Below are 16535 nucleotides of genomic sequence, written 5' to 3'. Positions count from 1 at the left end.
GCGTATTGTGGCACAAAAATAGACACACCGGGAGTTCATCATGACTTTAGAATGGTGGTTTGCCTACCTGCTGACATCGATCATTTTAAGCCTGTCGCCAGGCTCTGGCGCAATCAATACCATGACCACTTCCCTTAACCACGGTTATCGTGGTGCAGTGGCGTCTATTGCTGGTTTGCAAACCGGGCTGGCGATTCATATCGTGCTGGTTGGCGTGGGATTGGGGACGCTATTTTCCCGCTCATTGATTGCGTTTGAAGTGTTGAAGTGGGCGGGAGCGGTTTACCTGATTTGGCTGGGGATCCAGCAGTGGCGCGCCGCTGGTGCAATTGACCTTAAATCGCTGACCCCGACCCAATCACGGCGTCATCTGTACCAACGGGCCGTGTTTGTGAATCTCACCAATCCCAAAAGCATTGTGTTTCTGGCAGCGCTATTTCCGCAATTCATCATGCCGCAGCAGCCGCAAGTTATGCAGTATATCGTGCTCGGCGTCACCACCATTGTGGTCGATATTATTGTGATGATCGGTTACGCCACCCTCGCCCAACGGATCGCGTTATGGATAAAAGGGCCGAAACAAATGAAGGCATTGAATAAGATTTTCGGCTCGCTGTTTATGCTGGTGGGAGCGCTGTTGGCATCGGCGAGACACGCTTGAAAAATAATGTCGGATGCGGCGTAAACGCCTTATCCGACTTACTCTGATGACGCGTCTGGCATCAACGCGAAATAATCAAATGAATGCCAAATCCGGCAAATAATGCCCCGGCAAAACCATCAATCCACTTCGCCAGACGTTGATAACCACGGCGCATTTGCGGCAGGGCAAACAGGCTGGCAACGACGGTAAACCATGCCAGCGTTTCGACAATAATCAGCGCGAAAATGCCCCAGCGTTCGGTGGTGCCGACGTTATCGCCGACAAACAGCGAGAACACCGAGCCAAAGTAGATAATCGCTTTCGGATTGGCGAGATTGGTCAGTAAACCTTTCAGGAAACTGCGCCCGCTTTTCGCCAGTTCTACCTGTGGCGCAGGTGCAGAAACAACCTCTTTTTTCAGTGCACTACGCAGCATCTGATAACCCATCCAGCAGAGATACAGGCCACCACCTACCATAATCAGCGTATGCAGCCAGGCCATTTTTTCGATAATCAGATGCAGGCCAAGCAGCGCAATCCCAGCCCAAACCATTACGCCGCAGGTAATGCCCAGCACACCCATCATCGCTTCTTTACGGGAACGACTAACGGCGGTCTGAGAGACAAAAAAGAAATCGGGACCGGGGCTCATAAGCGCCACGATGTGCACCATGGCAACGGTGAGGAATAACATCAACATACAATTGACTCGCGGGGAAAACGTTTACGGAATCTTCATCCTGGCACTTTTTTATGCCGCTGACTACTCTTCGTCGTCGCCGTCAACATGCGCGCGGATAAGCGTCATAAACGGTTTACCAAAGCGTTCCAGCTTGCGCATCCCAACGCCGTTAACGCTGAGCATTTCGCTGGCGGTGATCGGCATCTGTTCCGCCATCTCAATTAAGGTAGCGTCGTTAAACACCACGTACGGCGGGACATTGCTTTCATCGGCAATCGATTTACGTAGTTTGCGTAATTTAGCGAACAGTTTACGGTCATAGTTGCCGCCGAACGATTTCTGCATCGCTTTCGGTTTGAGCGCCACAATACGCGGCACGGCAAGTTGCAAAGAGGATTCGCCACGCAGTACCGGGCGCGCGGCTTCCGTCAGCTGCAACGCGGAGTGCTGGGCAATATTTTGCGTCACCAGGCCGAGGTGAATCAGCTGGCGGATCACGCTCACCCAGTGCTCATGACTTTTATCACGGCCCATACCATAGACTTTCAGTTTGTCATGACCATAGTCGCGGATACGCTGGTTATTAGCACCACGAATCACTTCCACCACATAACCCATCCCAAACCGCTGATTTACGCGACCGATAGTGGAAAGGGCAATCTGCGCATCGGTCGAACCATCGTACTGTTTCGGCGGATCGAGACAGATATCGCAGTTACCACATGGTTCCTGACGACCTTCGCCAAAATAGTTCAGCAACACCAGACGGCGGCAAGTTTGCGCTTCGGCAAATGCGCCCATCGCATTGAGTTTATGGCGCTCGATATCCTGCAATTGCCCTTGCGGCTTCTCTTCCAGACAACGGCGCAGCCACGCCATATCAGCCGGATCGTAAAACAGCATCGCTTCCGCGGGCAGGCCATCACGCCCGGCGCGACCGGTTTCCTGATAATAGGATTCGATATTGCGCGGAATATCAAAATGCACCACGAAGCGGACGTTCGGTTTATTGATGCCCATGCCGAACGCCACCGTCGCCACCACAATTTGCAGGTCATCGCGCTGGAATTTCTCCTGCACATCGGCGCGAACATCGTTTTCCAGGCCGGCATGATACGCCGCCGCGCTAATTCCTTTACTTTGCAGACGCGCGGCTGTGTCTTCTACTTTCGCCCGACTGTTGCAGTAGATAATGCCCGACTTTCCCCGCTGTTCCTGCACGTAACGCATCAACTGATCGAGAGGTTTGAACTTCTCCATCAGCATGTAGCGAATATTCGGACGGTCAAAACTGCTGATTTGAATCAGCGGATCGTTCAGCCCCAGCAGGCGCACAATATCCTGGCGCGTGGTATCGTCAGCGGTGGCGGTTAGCGCCATAAACGGCAGCGTCGGAAAACGCTGACGCAGCTGACCGAGCGCGGCATATTCCGGGCGGAAATCGTGGCCCCACTGGGAGATACAGTGCGCTTCATCAACGGCTAATAAAACCGGATTCCAGTGCGCCAGATGCTCAAGGAAGTTATCCAGCATCAGGCGTTCCGGCGCGATATAGAGCAGACGAATTTGCCCGGTACGGCAGCCTGTCATCACTTCAAGTTGCTGCTCTCGGGTTTGCGTCGAGTTAAGGCACGCCGCCGCCACGCCGTTGGCTTGCAGTTGATCCACCTGATCTTTCATCAACGAAATCAGCGGTGAAACAACCACGGTAAGGCCGTTTAGCAATAAGGCAGGAATTTGATAGCAAAGGGATTTTCCGCCACCAGTGGGCATGACGACCAGGCAATCGCGACCAGAAAGTACGGTATCGATGATCTCTTCCTGACCAGGGCGAAACTGTTGGTAGCCAAAGGTTTCTTGTAAAACCTGCTTAGCTCCTGACTCCAGATTCAACACTTCCGCCTGCGCCACATTCACCCCGATTGCCTGAAATAAAAACAGGCGCTATTTTCAGCGCCTGCGCGAGAAACTGCAATGCTTTTAGTCTCTGAGAGGATAATCCTGGATGCTGGATTCCAGATTTGCCTTTCAATCAACTCGCATTAGAACAGGTCGTTTAGCATAACTCCCACACCGACGCGGGTCTGGTTAAAGTTATAGTCGATGAGCGATTCGCCATAGCCGCTGTAGACTTGGGTATAAAGACGCACATGTTTGGTGATCGGGTAGCTTAAGCCTAACTCCGCACCACCATAACCGGTGTTCCAGTTGTACTGCCCTTTCGCGCTCAGCACAGCATCACCGAGGTGATAACCAATTTTAAGCTGGTAGTAACCCATATATTTGGTGATGTCCGGGTTATCGTCCGTATTACCGACGACATACCACGGCTTCACTTCTACCAGCCAGTTGCCGTTCTCTGCCATCAGGCGGGTGTAGATACGGTTCCAACTACGGGAAGTTGGGTCAGAACGTCCGTTAGAGTCGTGATTATAACCCATCTCTACATCGCGCAGCGTCCAGCCTGCAAAGCTGTAATCGGTGGCGAACCCGAGGAACAATTGCGGTTCATAGTTGGTTTCACGAAACGGTGATGACTCATCGCTATTAGAAAGCTGCCACCAGGATTTCTGTGTGTAGGAAGCGCCCAGTACAGAGTTTGGCCCCAAAATCCCCCGCCACAGCGGAAACGCCAGGCTCAACTGGAACTTTACTTCATCCTTACGCGCGTTTTCTGCCCAGTCGTAACTGGCAATAGCTTCTTTATTGAGATCGCTGGTTTGGGTGTAGATGATGTAGTTGGTGTCGTAAGGATAAAGGGTGAAAGGATTGTCATGCTCCTGCAACATATTGGCGATAATGCTGCCACGTACTGCTGGCGCGTCATGCACATCTTTCACCGTTGCCTCTTGCGCATTTGCCACTATCGGCAGCATACACATCGGCAACAAGCAGCCCAGTAGAGTCCGCATCGATCGTGTTCTCCGTAACGAATTATTGATTAGATGAATATTTTTTCTGCGGGCTATTTTACATACTTAACTCAATTGCCGTTAGTTATCCCTTCCTAAAGTAGAAACCAACAACAAAGAAGCATAAAATCAACATTTCATTAACCAATGAAGTGTAAGGATGATATGTCTGCCGTACTGACCGCCGAACAAGCCCTGAAATTAGTGGGTGAAATGTTTGTTTATCACATGCCATTTAACCGCGCACTGGGGATGGAGCTGGAGCGTTACGAAAAAGAATTTGCACAGCTGGCCTTTAAAAATCAGCCGATGATGGTTGGTAACTGGGCGCAAAGCATTTTGCACGGTGGGGTCATTGCGTCGGCGCTGGACGTCGCCGCGGGTCTGGTGTGTGTAGGTAGCACCTTAACCCGCCACGAAACCATCAGTGAGGATGAACTGCGCCAGCGGCTATCGCGGATGGGGACAATTGATCTTCGCGTCGATTATCTACGTCCAGGCAGAGGCGAGCGTTTTACAGCTACCAGTAGCCTGCTGCGTGCGGGTAATAAAGTCGCCGTCGCCCGCGTTGAACTGCACAATGAAGAACAGCTTTATATTGCCAGTGCTACCGCCACCTATATGGTAGGTTGAATACATAAAAGCAGGTAAACTGCTGAGACTTATGACAAACGCAAAATTGCCTGATGCGCTACGCTTATCAGGCCTACCAGAGAAATGCAATATATTGAATTTGCATGGTTTTGTAGGCTGAATAATGCGTTAACGCCGCATCCAGCATGAACAAAGCACACTTTGTCAGCAAACTGAGCAGGTCAACTGCTATCAACAACAAAAAATGAGTTTTCCAATGGATGCAAAACAAACGCGGCAGGGCGTATTACTCGCTCTTGCCGCTTATTTTATTTGGGGTATCGCCCCAGCGTACTTCAAGCTGATTTACTACGTGCCCGCCGATGAGATCCTGACGCATCGCGTGATCTGGTCGTTTTTCTTTATGGTGGTGCTGATGAGCATCTGCCGCCAGTGGTCCTATTTAAAAACGCTGATTCAGACGCCACAGAAAATTTTTATGCTGGCAGTCTCTGCCGTGCTGATTGGCGGCAACTGGTTACTGTTTATCTGGGCGGTGAACAATCACCATATGCTGGAAGCGAGCCTTGGTTACTTTATTAACCCGCTGGTGAACATTGTGCTGGGGATGATTTTCCTCGGCGAGCGATTCCGCCGGATGCAATGGCTGGCGGTGATTCTGGCGATATGTGGCGTGTTGGTCCAGCTGTGGACTTTTGGTTCGCTACCTATTATCGCGCTGGGGCTGGCGTTTAGTTTTGCCTTCTACGGCCTGGTACGCAAGAAAATTGCCGTTGAAGCGCAAACCGGCATGTTAATCGAAACCATGTGGTTGCTGCCCGTGGCGGCGATTTACCTGTTTGCTATTGCCGACAGCTCAACCAGCCATATGGGACAAAACCCTATGTCGCTGAATTTACTGCTGATCGCCGCCGGTATTGTCACGACCGTACCGCTGTTGTGTTTTACCGCCGCAGCCACGCGCCTGCGTCTCTCAACGTTAGGCTTTTTCCAGTACATTGGCCCGACGCTGATGTTCCTGCTGGCTGTGACGTTTTATGGTGAAAAACCGGGTGCCGATAAGATGGTGACTTTCGCCTTTATTTGGGTAGCGCTGGCAATTTTTGTGATGGATGCGATTTATACGCAGCGTAGAAAAAGTTAAGCATTAACATGGGTAGGCCATTTAAAAAGCCTACCCACTGACTTATCTATCTTTTTTTGAAAAAAATTAAGATAAGAAAAAGTACGATATTTGTTACAGGAAATATACCCAAAACTCCCCAGTACTTACTCCATCCTAGAGACATTGTATATCTACCAAGGATTTGACAAAACCCAAAACTTAACCCTATACCTATACTTCTTAAATTTAATGTCGTAGTCAGGCTTAAAATAAATAGAACAAGGATGGTAATAGCCCACCACAATAACCACGCCTTAACAAAATCAGATTTTTTGCTGTAAGGTTCTTTACCCAAGAATAACTGCCAAAAGTTACCATTTCCCATATAGAATCCATTCACCCCAGATATTATTTATAGAATAAAAATACATTTCAATTATATTTAATTAAAATATACCCCATCAATAAAAACTTACACACTCTAAATTACTACTGTATAGTTATCAATACAAAGACTGCTATATTGCATAGATATAGCAACTTATATGAGCTAAATAATATATAAACTTCAATCCATCATATATATATATAACAATGTAAAAATGTTTAAATCATCCATCAGAAATATATTCTACCCATCCAGGCTTGAGCGCTTATCACGCTTGCAGTTCATAATCTATACATTAACATCATGGTCAATATTAATAACTTTGAATGATATCAACCTGGCTTTGAGTTTTATTCTGATCAACACTAATACATATGTGAATATCAACATCGGAGCTAAAAGAATAAGAGATACTGGATGTAAGGCAATCTACTTTGTATTGACTTCATTGGGTTTGACACTTTTTTCTATCATCTCTGCAGCAATTGAAGGGATGAGATGTGATTCATTAAGCGTCCAACTCAACGTGGCATGGATATTATTCACAACAATTATGTTATCTGTGATTCCCTCGGCTAAAATGTCGCTGTCAGCACACTAACTTACTCACAGCGACATCGTAAAGTTACAGCCAGTTCTTGCGCTTAAAGTACAGATACGGTGCCAGGCCCGCGAGGATCATAAAGATAATCGCTGCCGGGTAGCCGAAGCTCCACTTCAACTCTGGCATAAACTCAAAGTTCATCCCGTAGCTGGAAGCGACCAGCGTTGGCGGCAGGAACACGACGGACACCACCGAGAAGATTTTGATGATGCGGTTCTGCTCGATGTTGATAAAGCCCATCGCTGCCTGCATCAAGAAGTTCACCTTCTGGAACAAGGATTCGTTATGCGGCAGCAGGGACTCGATATCTCGCAGAATTTCACGCGCCTGCTCCAGTTGCCCACCCGGTAAGCGTGCTTTACGTACCAGGAAGTTGAGCGCGCGCTGGGTATCCATCAGACACAGGCGAACTTTCCAGCCGATATCTTCCAGTTCTGCCAATGTGGAGAGTGCCTCGTCGTACTCATCGCCCTGACGCCCTTCCATAATCACCCGGCTCAGTTGCTCCAGATCGCTGTAGATGTTTTCAATTTCATCCGCTAACTGTTCGATTTTGGTTTCGAACAGATCCAGCAGCAGCTCGTAAGCGTTACCGTCTACCATCGACTGGCTGCGGGCGCGCATACGATACAGACGGAATGCAGGCAGCTCGCGTTCACGCAGTGTAAACAGACGACCATCGCGGATGGTAAATGCTACAGTAGAGTTACCGGCGTGATCTTCCGCATCTTCAAAGAAGAAGAAGGAGTGAATATGCAGGCCGTCATCGTCTTCAAAGAAACGCGCCGATGCTTCGATGTCTTCCAGTTCCGGGCGAGTTGCCAGGCTCTGGCCAAGTTCAGATTGTACGCGCAGTCGCTCGTCGTCATCCGGTTCGACAAGATCAATCCATACTGCATTTACAAGGGGTTGTGACTCTTCGACTTCCAGCCGGGTCAGTCGGTTATTTTCCAGTTGAAATGCGCTCAGCATGACCGGGACTCCCAATGCTTAAAATATCGGACAGTTCGGTGGGCACACAGAAACAAATTGGGTTTCAGACCATTAAACAGCCTGACTCAGCGCGACGGGAAAATTGAGGTCGCTGACAACCGCTAAGGCTATCAGCAAAAGGGGATAGCCTTAGGAGTTGATCCTGGATGACAGGATAATGAGCCAGTATCTACTGGGTGTGTCCAAGGCGAATGTCCTCTTAGAGTGATCGTGCGCGCATGTTACGCCAGCAAAATTTTGCCGTCAACACGCAACAGAACACCACAGAACAATAGTTGAACTTCGCGCTTTTTGGTACTCGTCAAGGTCATTAACAGGATAAAAAAATCCCACATCCAGGACCTATAATGGCGCATCGGCTACTCATTGGTAAAGGAATGATCACCTTGAATCTCAAACGGATTTTTCTCGCTCTCACCTTGCTCCCCTTGTTTGCTGTTGCTGCTGATGACTGCGCGCTCTCTGACCCAACGCTGACTGTGCAGGCGTATACCGTTAATCCTCAAACCGAACGGGTGAAAATGTACTGGCAAAAAGCCAATGGCGAAGCGTGGGGAACGTTACATGCGCTGCTGGCTGATGTTAATAATCAGGATCAGGTTCAGATGGTGATGAACGGCGGCATCTATGATGAAAGCTATGCGCCGCTCGGTTTGTACATCGAAAACGGTCAGCAGAAAGTGGCGTTAAATCTCGCCTCGGGGGAAGGTAATTTCTTTATCCGTCCTGGCGGCGTTTTTTATGTTGCGGGAAATAAAGTCGGCATCGTTCGTTTGGATGCCTTTAAAGCCAGTAAAGAGATTCAGTTTGCGGTGCAATCAGGGCCAATGCTGATGGAAAATGGCGTAATTAATCCGCGTATTCATCCCAACGTCGCCTCACGCAAAATCCGTAACGGTGTGGGGATTAATAAACAAGGGAACGCTGTGTTTTTGTTGAGCCAGCAGGCGACAAATTTTTATGATTTTGCCTGTTATGCCAAAGCGAAACTGGACGTCGAGCAGCTGCTTTATCTTGATGGCACGATTTCACATATGTATGTGAAAGGCGGGGCAATCCCGTGGCAACGCTATCCTTTTGTTACCATGATTTCCGTCGAGCGGAAAAGTTAAGCATTGTACACTCGAGGAGGCCAGACAAACTGGGGCTGGCTACACAGCTGGAAAATCATCAGATAAATGAAGGGAAACAAAAATGAAAAAAACGCTCGCAACGTTATTTTTATTAACGTGTCTGGGATCATCGTCCGCTTATGCGGATAACGCTTTGATTTTACAAACGGATTTTAGCCTGAAAGATGGGGCCGTCTCGGCGATGAAAGGCGTCGCTTTCGGCGTTGACCATAATCTTAAAATCTTTGATTTAACACACGAAATTCCACCGTATAACATCTGGGAAGGTGCTTATCGCCTGTATCAGACTGCCAGTTACTGGCCGCAAGGTTCGGTGTTTGTCAGTGTGGTCGATCCGGGCGTAGGCACTGACCGTAAATCGGTGGTGCTGAAAACCAAAAACGGTCAGTACTTCGTTTCACCAGATAACGGTACGCTCACTTTGGTGGCGGAATCGCTGGGTATTGAGAGCGTCCGGCAAATCGATGAAAAAACCAACCGCCTGAAAGGTTCCGAAAAGTCATATACCTTCCATGGTCGCGATGTATATGCCTACACCGGTGCGCGTCTGGCTTCCGGAGCGATCACGTTCGAGCAGGTGGGGCCGGAGCTTCCGGCAAAAGTTGTCGAACTGCCTTATCAGAAAGCGAAAGCGACAAAAGGTGAAGTGAAGGGCAATATCCCGATTCTTGATATTCAGTACGGTAACGTCTGGAGCAATATCAGCGACGAGTTGTTGAATCAGGCGGGGATCAAACTCAACGATACGTTATGTGTGACCATTTCCGAAGGTTCCCAGCAAAAATACGCAGGGAAAATGCCGTATGTCGCCAGCTTCGGCGATGTGCCGGAAGGCCAGCCGATGGTGTATCTGAACAGCTTGTTGAATGTTTCCGTGGCGCTGAATATGGATAATTTCGCGCAGAAACATCAGGTTGCGTCTGGTGCTGACTGGAATATTGATGTGAAGAAGTGCGCTAAGTAAGGTGCTGATGCCGGATGCGGCGTAAACGCCTTATCCGGCCTACCGGGTGCCATTTCTGTAGGCCGAATAAGGTGCGCAGCACCGCATCCGGCAACGTAATCGTGAATTACACCGTCTCCAGTCGGGCATAAGCCGCCACCAGCCATTTGATTCCCTGGCCCTGGAATGCCACCTGCAAACGGCTATGCTCGCCGCTGCCTTCCATATTGACGATAGTGCCTTCACCAAACTTGGCGTGGCGCACGCGCTGGCCGAGTTTGTAGCCGCTGTCATTCTCGACCATTGGCGTACCCATCCGCTGATGGCTGACCGGGCGGCTTACCGTGGCGCGCAGGCGCACCTCTTCCACACACTCTTCCGGCAGCTCGCCAATAAAGCGCGACGGGCGATGGTAAACCTCTTTGCCATACAGACGGCGAGTTTCCGCGTAGGTCAGCGTCAGTTTCTGCATCGCGCGGGTTACGCCAACGTAGGCCAGACGGCGTTCTTCTTCCAGACGCCCGCCTTCATCCAGCGACATTTGGCTTGGGAACATGCCCTCTTCCATACCAACGATAAACACCTGCGGAAACTCCAGACCTTTCGCCGAGTGTAGCGTCATCAACTGCACCGCATCCTGCCAGGTATCCGCCTGCCCTTCACCTGCTTCCAGTGCCGCATGGGAGAGGAACGCCTGCAGCGGCATTAAATCTTCGTCTTCTTCGTTGTAGCTGAACTGGCGCGTTGCCGTCACCAGTTCCTCTAAGTTTTCGATACGCGTCTGGCCTTTTTCGCCCTTCTCCTGCTCGTACATGGTGCGCAGGCCGGAGTCTTTAATTACCCGGTCAGTCTGTACATGTAGAGGCATATCGGCAGTTTCCTGCGCTAAGGCGTCGATTAATTCCATAAACCGTTGCAAGGCGCTGGCTGCACGTCCGGCGAGGGCTTTTTCCTGCAACAGTTCACGGCACGCCTGCCAGAGTGTTAACTGGCGATCGCGCGATGTCTGACGTACCACGTCCAGCGTCCGGTCACCAATACCCCGCGTTGGCGTATTCACCACACGCTCAAAGGCCGCGTCGTCGTTGCGGTTGGCAATCAGGCGCAGATACGAGAGCGCATCTTTGATTTCCTGGCGTTCGAAGAAGCGCATCCCGCCGTAAATACGGTACGGCATACTCGCCTGCAACAGTGCTTCTTCCAGCACACGCGACTGGGCGTTGCTGCGGTAGAGAATGGCGCACTCGGCAAGCGCCCCGCCGTTGTCCTGCCAGGTTTTGATGCGGTTAACCACAAAACGCGCTTCATCGAGTTCGTTAAAGGCACAATAGAGGGAAATAGGCTCACCGTCCGCGCCATCGGTCCACAGTTTTTTACCCAGACGCCCGTTGTTGTTTTCAATCAGGGCGTTAGCGGCGCTCAGAATATTGCTGGTAGAGCGGTAGTTCTGCTCCAGACGGATAGTTTCAGCACCGGGGAAATCATTGAGGAAACGCTGAATGTTCTCGACTTGCGCCCCGCGCCAGCCGTAGATTGACTGGTCGTCATCACCGACGATCATCACCTTGCCAGTGTCGCCCGCCAGCAGGCGGATCCACGCGTACTGAATGTTGTTGGTATCCTGGAATTCGTCCACCAGGATGTTGGTAAAACGTTCGCGGTAGTGTTGCAGGATATGCGGCTTGTTAAGCCACAGTTCGTGGGCGCGCAGCAGCAGCTCGGCGAAGTCCACCAGGCCCGCGCGGTCACACGCTTCCTGATACGCCTGATACACCTTCTGCCAGGTCTGCTCCACCGGATTACCGTAGCTTTGAATATGATGCGGACGCAGGCCTTCATCTTTCTGGCTGTTGATGTACCACATTGCCTGGCGCGGCGGCCACTGCTTCTCGTCGAGGTTCATGGCTTTGATCAAACGCTTAAGCAGGCGTAGCTGGTCTTCGCTGTCGAGGATCTGGAAATCCTGCGGCAGATTGGCGTCCATATGGTGCGCACGCAGCAAACGGTGCGCCAGCCCGTGGAAGGTGCCGACCCACATGCCGCCCTGGCTGGTGCCCATCAGTTGCCCGATACGATGACGCATCTCCGCCGCCGCTTTGTTGGTAAACGTCACCGCCATAATCGAGTATGGCGAGCAGTTTTCCACGCTCATCAGCCAGGCGATACGATGCACCAGTACGCGCGTCTTACCACTGCCCGCGCCCGCCAGCACCAGAAGGTTGCTGCGTGGCGCGGCCACCGCTTCGCGCTGTTTGTCATTAAGGCTATCGAGCAGGTAAGAAACGTCCATTGGCACCGCCGCGTAAAAATAGGTTGGGCGGAGAAGCGCAACGCCCTCCGCCAAAAAGCTGGGTATATATACAGATTTGCTGATTATATCAGCGAGGTCAGAGATGCCAACCGGGAAATTTCCAGATGCGGGAGTAAACGGCTGTCCCAGGTTTGCATCAGATCGCCATTTTCCGGTCTGATCCAACAGGCCTGCATTCCGCTGCGAATTGCCCCGCCCACGTCAGTGGTGAGATCGTCCCCGACATGTAAGATCTCGCCGATCGGCACGTTGAGTTTTTCCGCCGCCAGGAAGTACATATCGCTGAACGGTTTTGAGCGCCCGTGTGGGCCAGCACGCAGCACAAACTCAAAGTAGTCGCCCAGGCCAAACAGCTCCGGCTGGGCGTTACCGTTGGTGATCGCCACCAGCGGCCATTTCTTCGCCAGCTGTTTTAAGGTGTCGTGGGTTTGCTGCGGAACATCGATCCGGCTACGCCATTTGGCAAAGTTGATCATTGCCGCGTGTGCGCCGGCACTGGCTTCTTCCGCACTCAGCCCAGCGTCGAGCATCGCTTGTTCAATCGAACGAAAACGCCAGCGCGTTACGTCGTGATAAATCTCGGGTTCCGCTTCCCGTACCGTCTGACGCAGACGTTGCAGATCTTCATTCTGGAAGCTGCGCAGCGCCGGATGATAATTTTGCACAAAGATAAGAGCTTCTTGCTCGGTACGTTGGATCACCGGACGGTTATCATAAAGGGTATCATCCAGGTCAAAGGTGAGCGCCGAGATGCGCCCCAAAGGCCGGTAAAAACGCATTATTTCCCCCGTTTGGCGCGTGGATGCGCCGCATCGTACACCGAGGCAAGGTGTTGAAAATCAAGATGAGTATAGATTTGCGTGGTGGAGAGGTTGGCATGACCCAGCAGCTCCTGCACACCACGAAGATCACCGCTCGACTCCAGCATATGCGTAGCGAACGAGTGACGTAATTTATGCGGGTGAACGTGATTATTCAGCCCTTGTTTTATGCCCCATTCGGCAAAGCGTTTCTGTACATTACGCGCGGAGATACGCTTGCCCAGTTTCGACAGGAAAAGCGCGTCGTCTTCGCTGCCAAACAGATCGCGCAAATCAAGCCAGTGCTCAATCCACGCCACAGCGTTGCGACCAATTGGCAGGCGGCGCTCTTTACTGCCTTTCCCCATCACCCACACTTCGCCGGACTCCAGGTCGAGGTGTTTGATATCCAGCCCCACCAGTTCGGAAAGACGCAGACCCGCGCCGTACATCACTTCCAGCATTGCCCGATCGCGCACGGCGAGGGGATCGTTGATATCAATATCCAGCAGCCGATTCATATCATCGACGTCGATATTTTTTGGCAGATGACGCGGCGCTTTCGGTGCCGAAACACCTTTTGCCGGGTTGGCTTTGAGTTCGTTCTGGCTGACCAGCCAGTCAAAAAAGCTACGTAGCGCAGAGAGGCGTAATGCGAGGCTTGCCGCGCCCAGCCCTTTACGGCGACTGCGTACAGCAAAATTGCGCACCATCGTCACATCGCATTGCTGCCAACTTTGCAGGCCATTTTCGCTGGCAAAATTGATGATCGCCTCAAGCTGGCGCTGGTAGTTAAGCAGGGTTATCGGGCTAAGCTGACGCTCCACGCTCAGATAACGTAGATAGCGTTCTACATCGGTATGTAAATTGGTCATACGCGTTCAATCCAACGCTCCAGAAGCTCCGGCAACATCAGCGCAATTTCATCAAGTAACTGCGTTCCCTGTCCTTGTTGATAGTGATTGGCATCGCGGCTGGTGAACAGCACTACGCCTAAATCAGCATCGCTTCCCAGCATCGACATCGCCACCGATCCCACCGCTTTCGCTTCCGGTAGCACCACCAGCAACTCCGGCCCGTTAAGCGGCCCCAGATAATGCTGCTCCTGCCCCAGCCGCTGAATACGCAGTGGTTCAAAAGCCTGACGGCTTAATGCCAGATGAGTATGGTTCGACGGCGCACCTAAGCGCCAACGATCCGGAAACAGGCGCACACTCGCGCCCGCCAGCCCTAAATCACGCGCCCAGCGGTGAAAACGCATCAGCATATCGTCGAGACTGCTGGCGGCGGTGAGACTACGCTGCAAGTAGAGTAAGCGATAAAACAGGCCTTCGTTGGCGATAGCCTGTTCCATCAACAGCGACATGTTCTCTTCCAGAACATGAATATGGTTACGTGCGCGAGCCAGATGCCACTCGACCAGCGAAACAGTACCACGTACCGGATGCGGCACACGTATCGCTTCTACTGCGTGCGCATTGCGGATAAAAAACTCAGGATTTTTAATCAGATAATCGACAACCGCCCGGTCATCAAGCTCCGTGAGTGTTTCCTGTAGTTCTTCCCCTGGTTGCTTCATAGATGAATAAATCCGTCGTAAACATGTACTGCCGGACCCGTCATATATAACGGATGACCCGGACCTTTCCAGGCGATATCAAGACGACCACCAGGGAGTTCCACACGTACTTCTTCGGCCAGCAAACCTTGCTGAATCCCTACCGCAACCGCCGCACACGCGCCGCTGCCGCAGGCCTGGGTTTCTCCTGCCCCACGCTCATAAACGCGTAAACGAATATGCTCGCGCTTAACCACTTGCATAAAACCGATATTGGCGCGCTCCGGGAAACGTTCGTGGCTTTCCAGAACAGGGCCAAGCGTTTCTACCGCCGCGGTATCGACATCATCGACCTGAATCACGCAGTGCGGATTTCCCATCGACACCACACCGCATAAGATTGTCTGCTCGGCGGCGCGCATAATATAGGTCTTTTCCGCTTTGTTAGCGCGAAACGGCACAGCGGAAGGTTCGAAGTTGGGCTCGCCCATATTTACGCGGACCAGATCATCATCGGTGACGGTCAGAACCATCCGCCCGTTGGCAGTGCTGACGCGGATATCGCGCTTATTGGTCAGCCCTTTCAGACGCACAAAACGGGCAAAGCAGCGCGCGCCGTTGCCGCACTGCGCCACTTCACTGCCATCAGCATTAAAAATGCGATAGTGAAAATCCAGTTCAGGATCGTAAGGCGGCTCAACCACCAGCAACTGGTCAAACCCTACCCCCAGGTGCCGATCCGCCAGGCGACGAATCAGCTCCGGTGAAAAAAAGACATTCTGCGTTACCGCGTCGACGACCATAAAATCGTTGCCAAGGCCATGCATTTTCGAGAACTGCATCATTTACTCCAATCACGCGGGTACAGAAACTGACTTTTAGTAATTCACCTGGGATGGGCCATCGCCTGTGGCGCGGTCGTTTTTATCCGGCAACGTGGATTGCGTTTGCGTCTCTACCGGTTTGGTCGGCGGCGGTGCGTTTTTATCTGCAGGCGGGAAATAGAGCGGACCTTTCAGACCGCAGCCCGTCAGGCTGAAGAGAGTAAGTAATACAGTGAGTGCCTTAAACACGTTTTTCATTATGGATTGCCTGTAAAGTTCATCGCTTTCTGCTTTCTATCATCGCAGGAGAAGGCGTAAAAGCAAGCATTTAGCGACTCTTTATGAAGTCTGAAAAGTGAGGATTTGCTGTGAGTATAACGCTTACACGTGGGGATTTATGTTTTGCTGGTGGTTTCGTGATCGGCACCTCGCGCCAGGATGGCTTTATGCACTATCGCAATGTGGTTTGTTTGTTGTCTTTTTTAGTTCCGTCAGCGTGGGGATGCTCGCTCGGTGAACCTGATCATAATGTTTACCAGAAACAGGGAAAGGCGTGGTGTACCTGCGCCCTAATGAAGAGACAAATCTTTCGCTATACAGAGACATTATTATTCCAGTGACGGATGAATCGTGCCGGAACGCAGCTGCAGAGGTGCAAACTTTGAAGCCCTGACCCCATGCCGCTATACTGCCGCCATCACTTAAAAACAGGATACAACAATGAACGACAGTGAATTTCATCGCCTGGCTGACCAACTGTGGCTAACCATCGAAGAGCGTCTGGACGACTGGGATGGCGACAGCGATATCGACTGCGAAATCAACGGCGGCGTACTGACCATTACCTTTGAAAACGGCAGCAAAATCATTATCAACCGCCAGGAGCCGCTGCACCAGGTATGGCTGGCAACCAAACAGGGCGGCTACCATTTTGACCTGAAAGGCGACGAGTGGATTTGCGACCGTAGCGGTGAAACCTTCTGGGATTTGCTGGAACAGGCGGCAACGCAGCAGGCGGGTGAAACAGTCAGTTTCCGCTAAAATT

The 16535-nt window shown here is 51.4% G+C and carries 18 protein-coding genes and 1 pseudogene; 7 read left to right on the top strand and 12 right to left on the bottom strand.

Annotated features, from left to right (window positions below; translation table 11 throughout):
* The first annotated feature begins 40 nt into the window (after nucleotides 1-40).
* Nucleotides 41-661 (top strand): homoserine/homoserine lactone efflux protein, encoded by a 621-nt coding sequence (gene rhtB, locus FEK43_RS14930; RefSeq protein WP_135408355.1) that lies wholly within the window; start codon nucleotides 41-43, stop codon nucleotides 659-661.
* 61 nt (nucleotides 662-722) lie between these two features.
* Here the strand turns inward: rhtB and rhtC are convergent, their stop codons facing one another.
* From rhtC to pldA, 3 genes are all read right to left on the bottom strand, one after another.
* Nucleotides 723-1343 (bottom strand): threonine export protein RhtC, encoded by a 621-nt coding sequence (gene rhtC, locus FEK43_RS14925; protein ID WP_000928845.1) that lies wholly within the window; start codon nucleotides 1341-1343, stop codon nucleotides 723-725.
* Between the two features lie 63 nt (nucleotides 1344-1406).
* Nucleotides 1407-3236 carry an ATP-dependent DNA helicase RecQ gene (gene recQ, locus FEK43_RS14920; RefSeq protein ID WP_130209494.1) on the bottom strand — a complete coding sequence of 610 codons (1830 nt, stop codon included), beginning with the start codon at nucleotides 3234-3236 and terminating at the stop codon, nucleotides 1407-1409.
* A 131-nt stretch (nucleotides 3237-3367) separates the two neighbouring features.
* The gene (gene pldA / locus FEK43_RS14915) at nucleotides 3368-4237 is read right to left on the bottom strand and encodes a phospholipase A (RefSeq protein WP_130223375.1); all 870 of its coding nucleotides are present in this window, start codon (nucleotides 4235-4237) and stop codon (nucleotides 3368-3370) included.
* 165 nt (nucleotides 4238-4402) lie between these two features.
* On the opposite strand from pldA, the gene yigI reads away from it, so the two are divergent.
* Nucleotides 4403-4870, top strand: a complete 468-nt coding sequence (gene yigI, locus FEK43_RS14910; protein WP_001277142.1) for an acyl-CoA thioesterase YigI — start codon at nucleotides 4403-4405, stop codon at nucleotides 4868-4870.
* 217 nt (nucleotides 4871-5087) lie between these two features.
* On the top strand, nucleotides 5088-5975 hold the full coding sequence (rarD, locus tag FEK43_RS14905) for an EamA family transporter RarD (protein WP_000339103.1): 888 nt from the start codon (nucleotides 5088-5090) through the stop codon (nucleotides 5973-5975).
* A gap of 46 nt (nucleotides 5976-6021) precedes the next feature.
* On the opposite strand, the gene FEK43_RS14900 is transcribed toward rarD, so the two are convergent.
* The 3 genes from FEK43_RS14900 to ysgD form a co-directional block, all read right to left on the bottom strand.
* Nucleotides 6022-6321 carry a hypothetical protein gene (locus FEK43_RS14900; RefSeq protein WP_135490600.1) on the bottom strand — a complete coding sequence of 100 codons (300 nt, stop codon included), beginning with the start codon at nucleotides 6319-6321 and terminating at the stop codon, nucleotides 6022-6024.
* A gap of 628 nt (nucleotides 6322-6949) precedes the next feature.
* Entirely contained in the window at nucleotides 6950-7900 is a 951-nt protein-coding gene (gene corA / locus FEK43_RS14890) for a magnesium/cobalt transporter CorA (RefSeq protein WP_130209436.1), read from the bottom strand.
* A gap of 150 nt (nucleotides 7901-8050) precedes the next feature.
* The gene (gene ysgD, locus FEK43_RS23120; RefSeq protein ID WP_212723238.1) at nucleotides 8051-8107 is read right to left on the bottom strand and encodes a YsgD/CorL family protein; all 57 of its coding nucleotides are present in this window, start codon (nucleotides 8105-8107) and stop codon (nucleotides 8051-8053) included.
* 161 nt (nucleotides 8108-8268) lie between these two features.
* Here ysgD and FEK43_RS14885 point away from each other — a divergent pair, with 161 nt between their 5' ends.
* Together FEK43_RS14885 and FEK43_RS14880 are read left to right on the top strand one after the other, a co-directional pair.
* On the top strand, nucleotides 8269-9033 hold the full coding sequence (locus FEK43_RS14885) for a phosphodiester glycosidase family protein (RefSeq protein WP_130209434.1): 765 nt from the start codon (nucleotides 8269-8271) through the stop codon (nucleotides 9031-9033).
* A gap of 82 nt (nucleotides 9034-9115) precedes the next feature.
* A complete protein-coding gene (locus FEK43_RS14880; RefSeq protein ID WP_131162271.1) occupies nucleotides 9116-10018 on the top strand; it encodes an S-adenosyl-l-methionine hydroxide adenosyltransferase family protein in 903 nt (300 codons plus the stop codon).
* Between the two features lie 106 nt (nucleotides 10019-10124).
* On the opposite strand, the gene uvrD is transcribed toward FEK43_RS14880, so the two are convergent.
* From uvrD to FEK43_RS14850, 6 genes are all read right to left on the bottom strand, one after another.
* Entirely contained in the window at nucleotides 10125-12287 is a 2163-nt protein-coding gene (gene uvrD / locus FEK43_RS14875) for a DNA helicase II (RefSeq protein ID WP_000383407.1), read from the bottom strand.
* A gap of 83 nt (nucleotides 12288-12370) precedes the next feature.
* On the bottom strand, nucleotides 12371-13087 hold the full coding sequence (gene yigB, locus FEK43_RS14870; protein WP_130209430.1) for a 5-amino-6-(5-phospho-D-ribitylamino)uracil phosphatase YigB: 717 nt from the start codon (nucleotides 13085-13087) through the stop codon (nucleotides 12371-12373).
* A complete protein-coding gene (gene xerC, locus FEK43_RS14865) occupies nucleotides 13087-13983 on the bottom strand; it encodes a tyrosine recombinase XerC (RefSeq protein ID WP_130209428.1) in 897 nt (298 codons plus the stop codon). Before xerC ends, yigB begins: the two co-directional genes overlap by 1 nt.
* On the bottom strand, nucleotides 13980-14687 hold the full coding sequence (locus FEK43_RS14860) for a DUF484 domain-containing protein (protein WP_131162272.1): 708 nt from the start codon (nucleotides 14685-14687) through the stop codon (nucleotides 13980-13982). Before FEK43_RS14860 ends, xerC begins: the two co-directional genes overlap by 4 nt.
* Entirely contained in the window at nucleotides 14684-15508 is an 825-nt protein-coding gene (gene dapF / locus FEK43_RS14855) for a diaminopimelate epimerase (protein ID WP_001160654.1), read from the bottom strand. Before dapF ends, FEK43_RS14860 begins: the two co-directional genes overlap by 4 nt.
* A gap of 36 nt (nucleotides 15509-15544) precedes the next feature.
* Nucleotides 15545-15748 carry a lipoprotein gene (locus tag FEK43_RS14850; RefSeq protein WP_021581201.1) on the bottom strand — a complete coding sequence of 68 codons (204 nt, stop codon included), beginning with the start codon at nucleotides 15746-15748 and terminating at the stop codon, nucleotides 15545-15547.
* A gap of 158 nt (nucleotides 15749-15906) precedes the next feature.
* Here FEK43_RS14850 and FEK43_RS14845 point away from each other — a divergent pair.
* Nucleotides 15907-16085: pseudogene (locus FEK43_RS14845) on the top strand (DKNYY family protein); the annotation flags it as partial.
* Between the two features lie 125 nt (nucleotides 16086-16210).
* Nucleotides 16211-16531, top strand: a complete 321-nt coding sequence (gene cyaY / locus FEK43_RS14840; RefSeq protein ID WP_000999947.1) for an iron donor protein CyaY — start codon at nucleotides 16211-16213, stop codon at nucleotides 16529-16531.
* The last annotated feature ends 4 nt before the right edge of the window (nucleotides 16532-16535 follow it).

Source organism: Escherichia sp. E2562 (assembly GCF_005781075.1).
Classification (GTDB): Bacteria; Pseudomonadota; Gammaproteobacteria; order Enterobacterales; family Enterobacteriaceae; genus Escherichia.
The sequence above is the reverse complement of the archived record's forward strand: the minus strand, read 5'-3'. Positions and strand labels throughout refer to the sequence as shown.

Excerpts from the sequence above, each read along its gene's own strand:
- rhtB (WP_135408355.1), top strand. The coding sequence starts at position 41 with ATGACTTTAGAATGGTGGTTTGCCTACCTGCTGACATCGATCATTTTA.
- rhtC (WP_000928845.1), bottom strand. The coding sequence starts at position 1,343 with ATGTTGATGTTATTCCTCACCGTTGCCATGGTGCACATCGTGGCGCTT.
- pldA (WP_130223375.1), bottom strand. The coding sequence starts at position 4,237 with ATGCGGACTCTACTGGGCTGCTTGTTGCCGATGTGTATGCTGCCGATA.
- yigI (WP_001277142.1), top strand. The coding sequence starts at position 4,403 with ATGTCTGCCGTACTGACCGCCGAACAAGCCCTGAAATTAGTGGGTGAA.
- rarD (WP_000339103.1), top strand. The coding sequence starts at position 5,088 with ATGGATGCAAAACAAACGCGGCAGGGCGTATTACTCGCTCTTGCCGCT.
- FEK43_RS14900 (WP_135490600.1), bottom strand. The coding sequence starts at position 6,321 with ATGGGAAATGGTAACTTTTGGCAGTTATTCTTGGGTAAAGAACCTTAC.
- corA (WP_130209436.1), bottom strand. The coding sequence starts at position 7,900 with ATGCTGAGCGCATTTCAACTGGAAAATAACCGACTGACCCGGCTGGAA.
- FEK43_RS14885 (WP_130209434.1), top strand. The coding sequence starts at position 8,269 with ATGGCGCATCGGCTACTCATTGGTAAAGGAATGATCACCTTGAATCTC.
- FEK43_RS14880 (WP_131162271.1), top strand. The coding sequence starts at position 9,116 with ATGAAAAAAACGCTCGCAACGTTATTTTTATTAACGTGTCTGGGATCA.
- uvrD (WP_000383407.1), bottom strand. The coding sequence starts at position 12,287 with ATGGACGTTTCTTACCTGCTCGATAGCCTTAATGACAAACAGCGCGAA.
- yigB (WP_130209430.1), bottom strand. The coding sequence starts at position 13,087 with ATGCGTTTTTACCGGCCTTTGGGGCGCATCTCGGCGCTCACCTTTGAC.
- xerC (WP_130209428.1), bottom strand. The coding sequence starts at position 13,983 with ATGACCAATTTACATACCGATGTAGAACGCTATCTACGTTATCTGAGC.
- FEK43_RS14860 (WP_131162272.1), bottom strand. The coding sequence starts at position 14,687 with ATGAAGCAACCAGGGGAAGAACTACAGGAAACACTCACGGAGCTTGAT.
- dapF (WP_001160654.1), bottom strand. The coding sequence starts at position 15,508 with ATGCAGTTCTCGAAAATGCATGGCCTTGGCAACGATTTTATGGTCGTC.
- FEK43_RS14850 (WP_021581201.1), bottom strand. The coding sequence starts at position 15,748 with ATGAAAAACGTGTTTAAGGCACTCACTGTATTACTTACTCTCTTCAGC.
- cyaY (WP_000999947.1), top strand. The coding sequence starts at position 16,211 with ATGAACGACAGTGAATTTCATCGCCTGGCTGACCAACTGTGGCTAACC.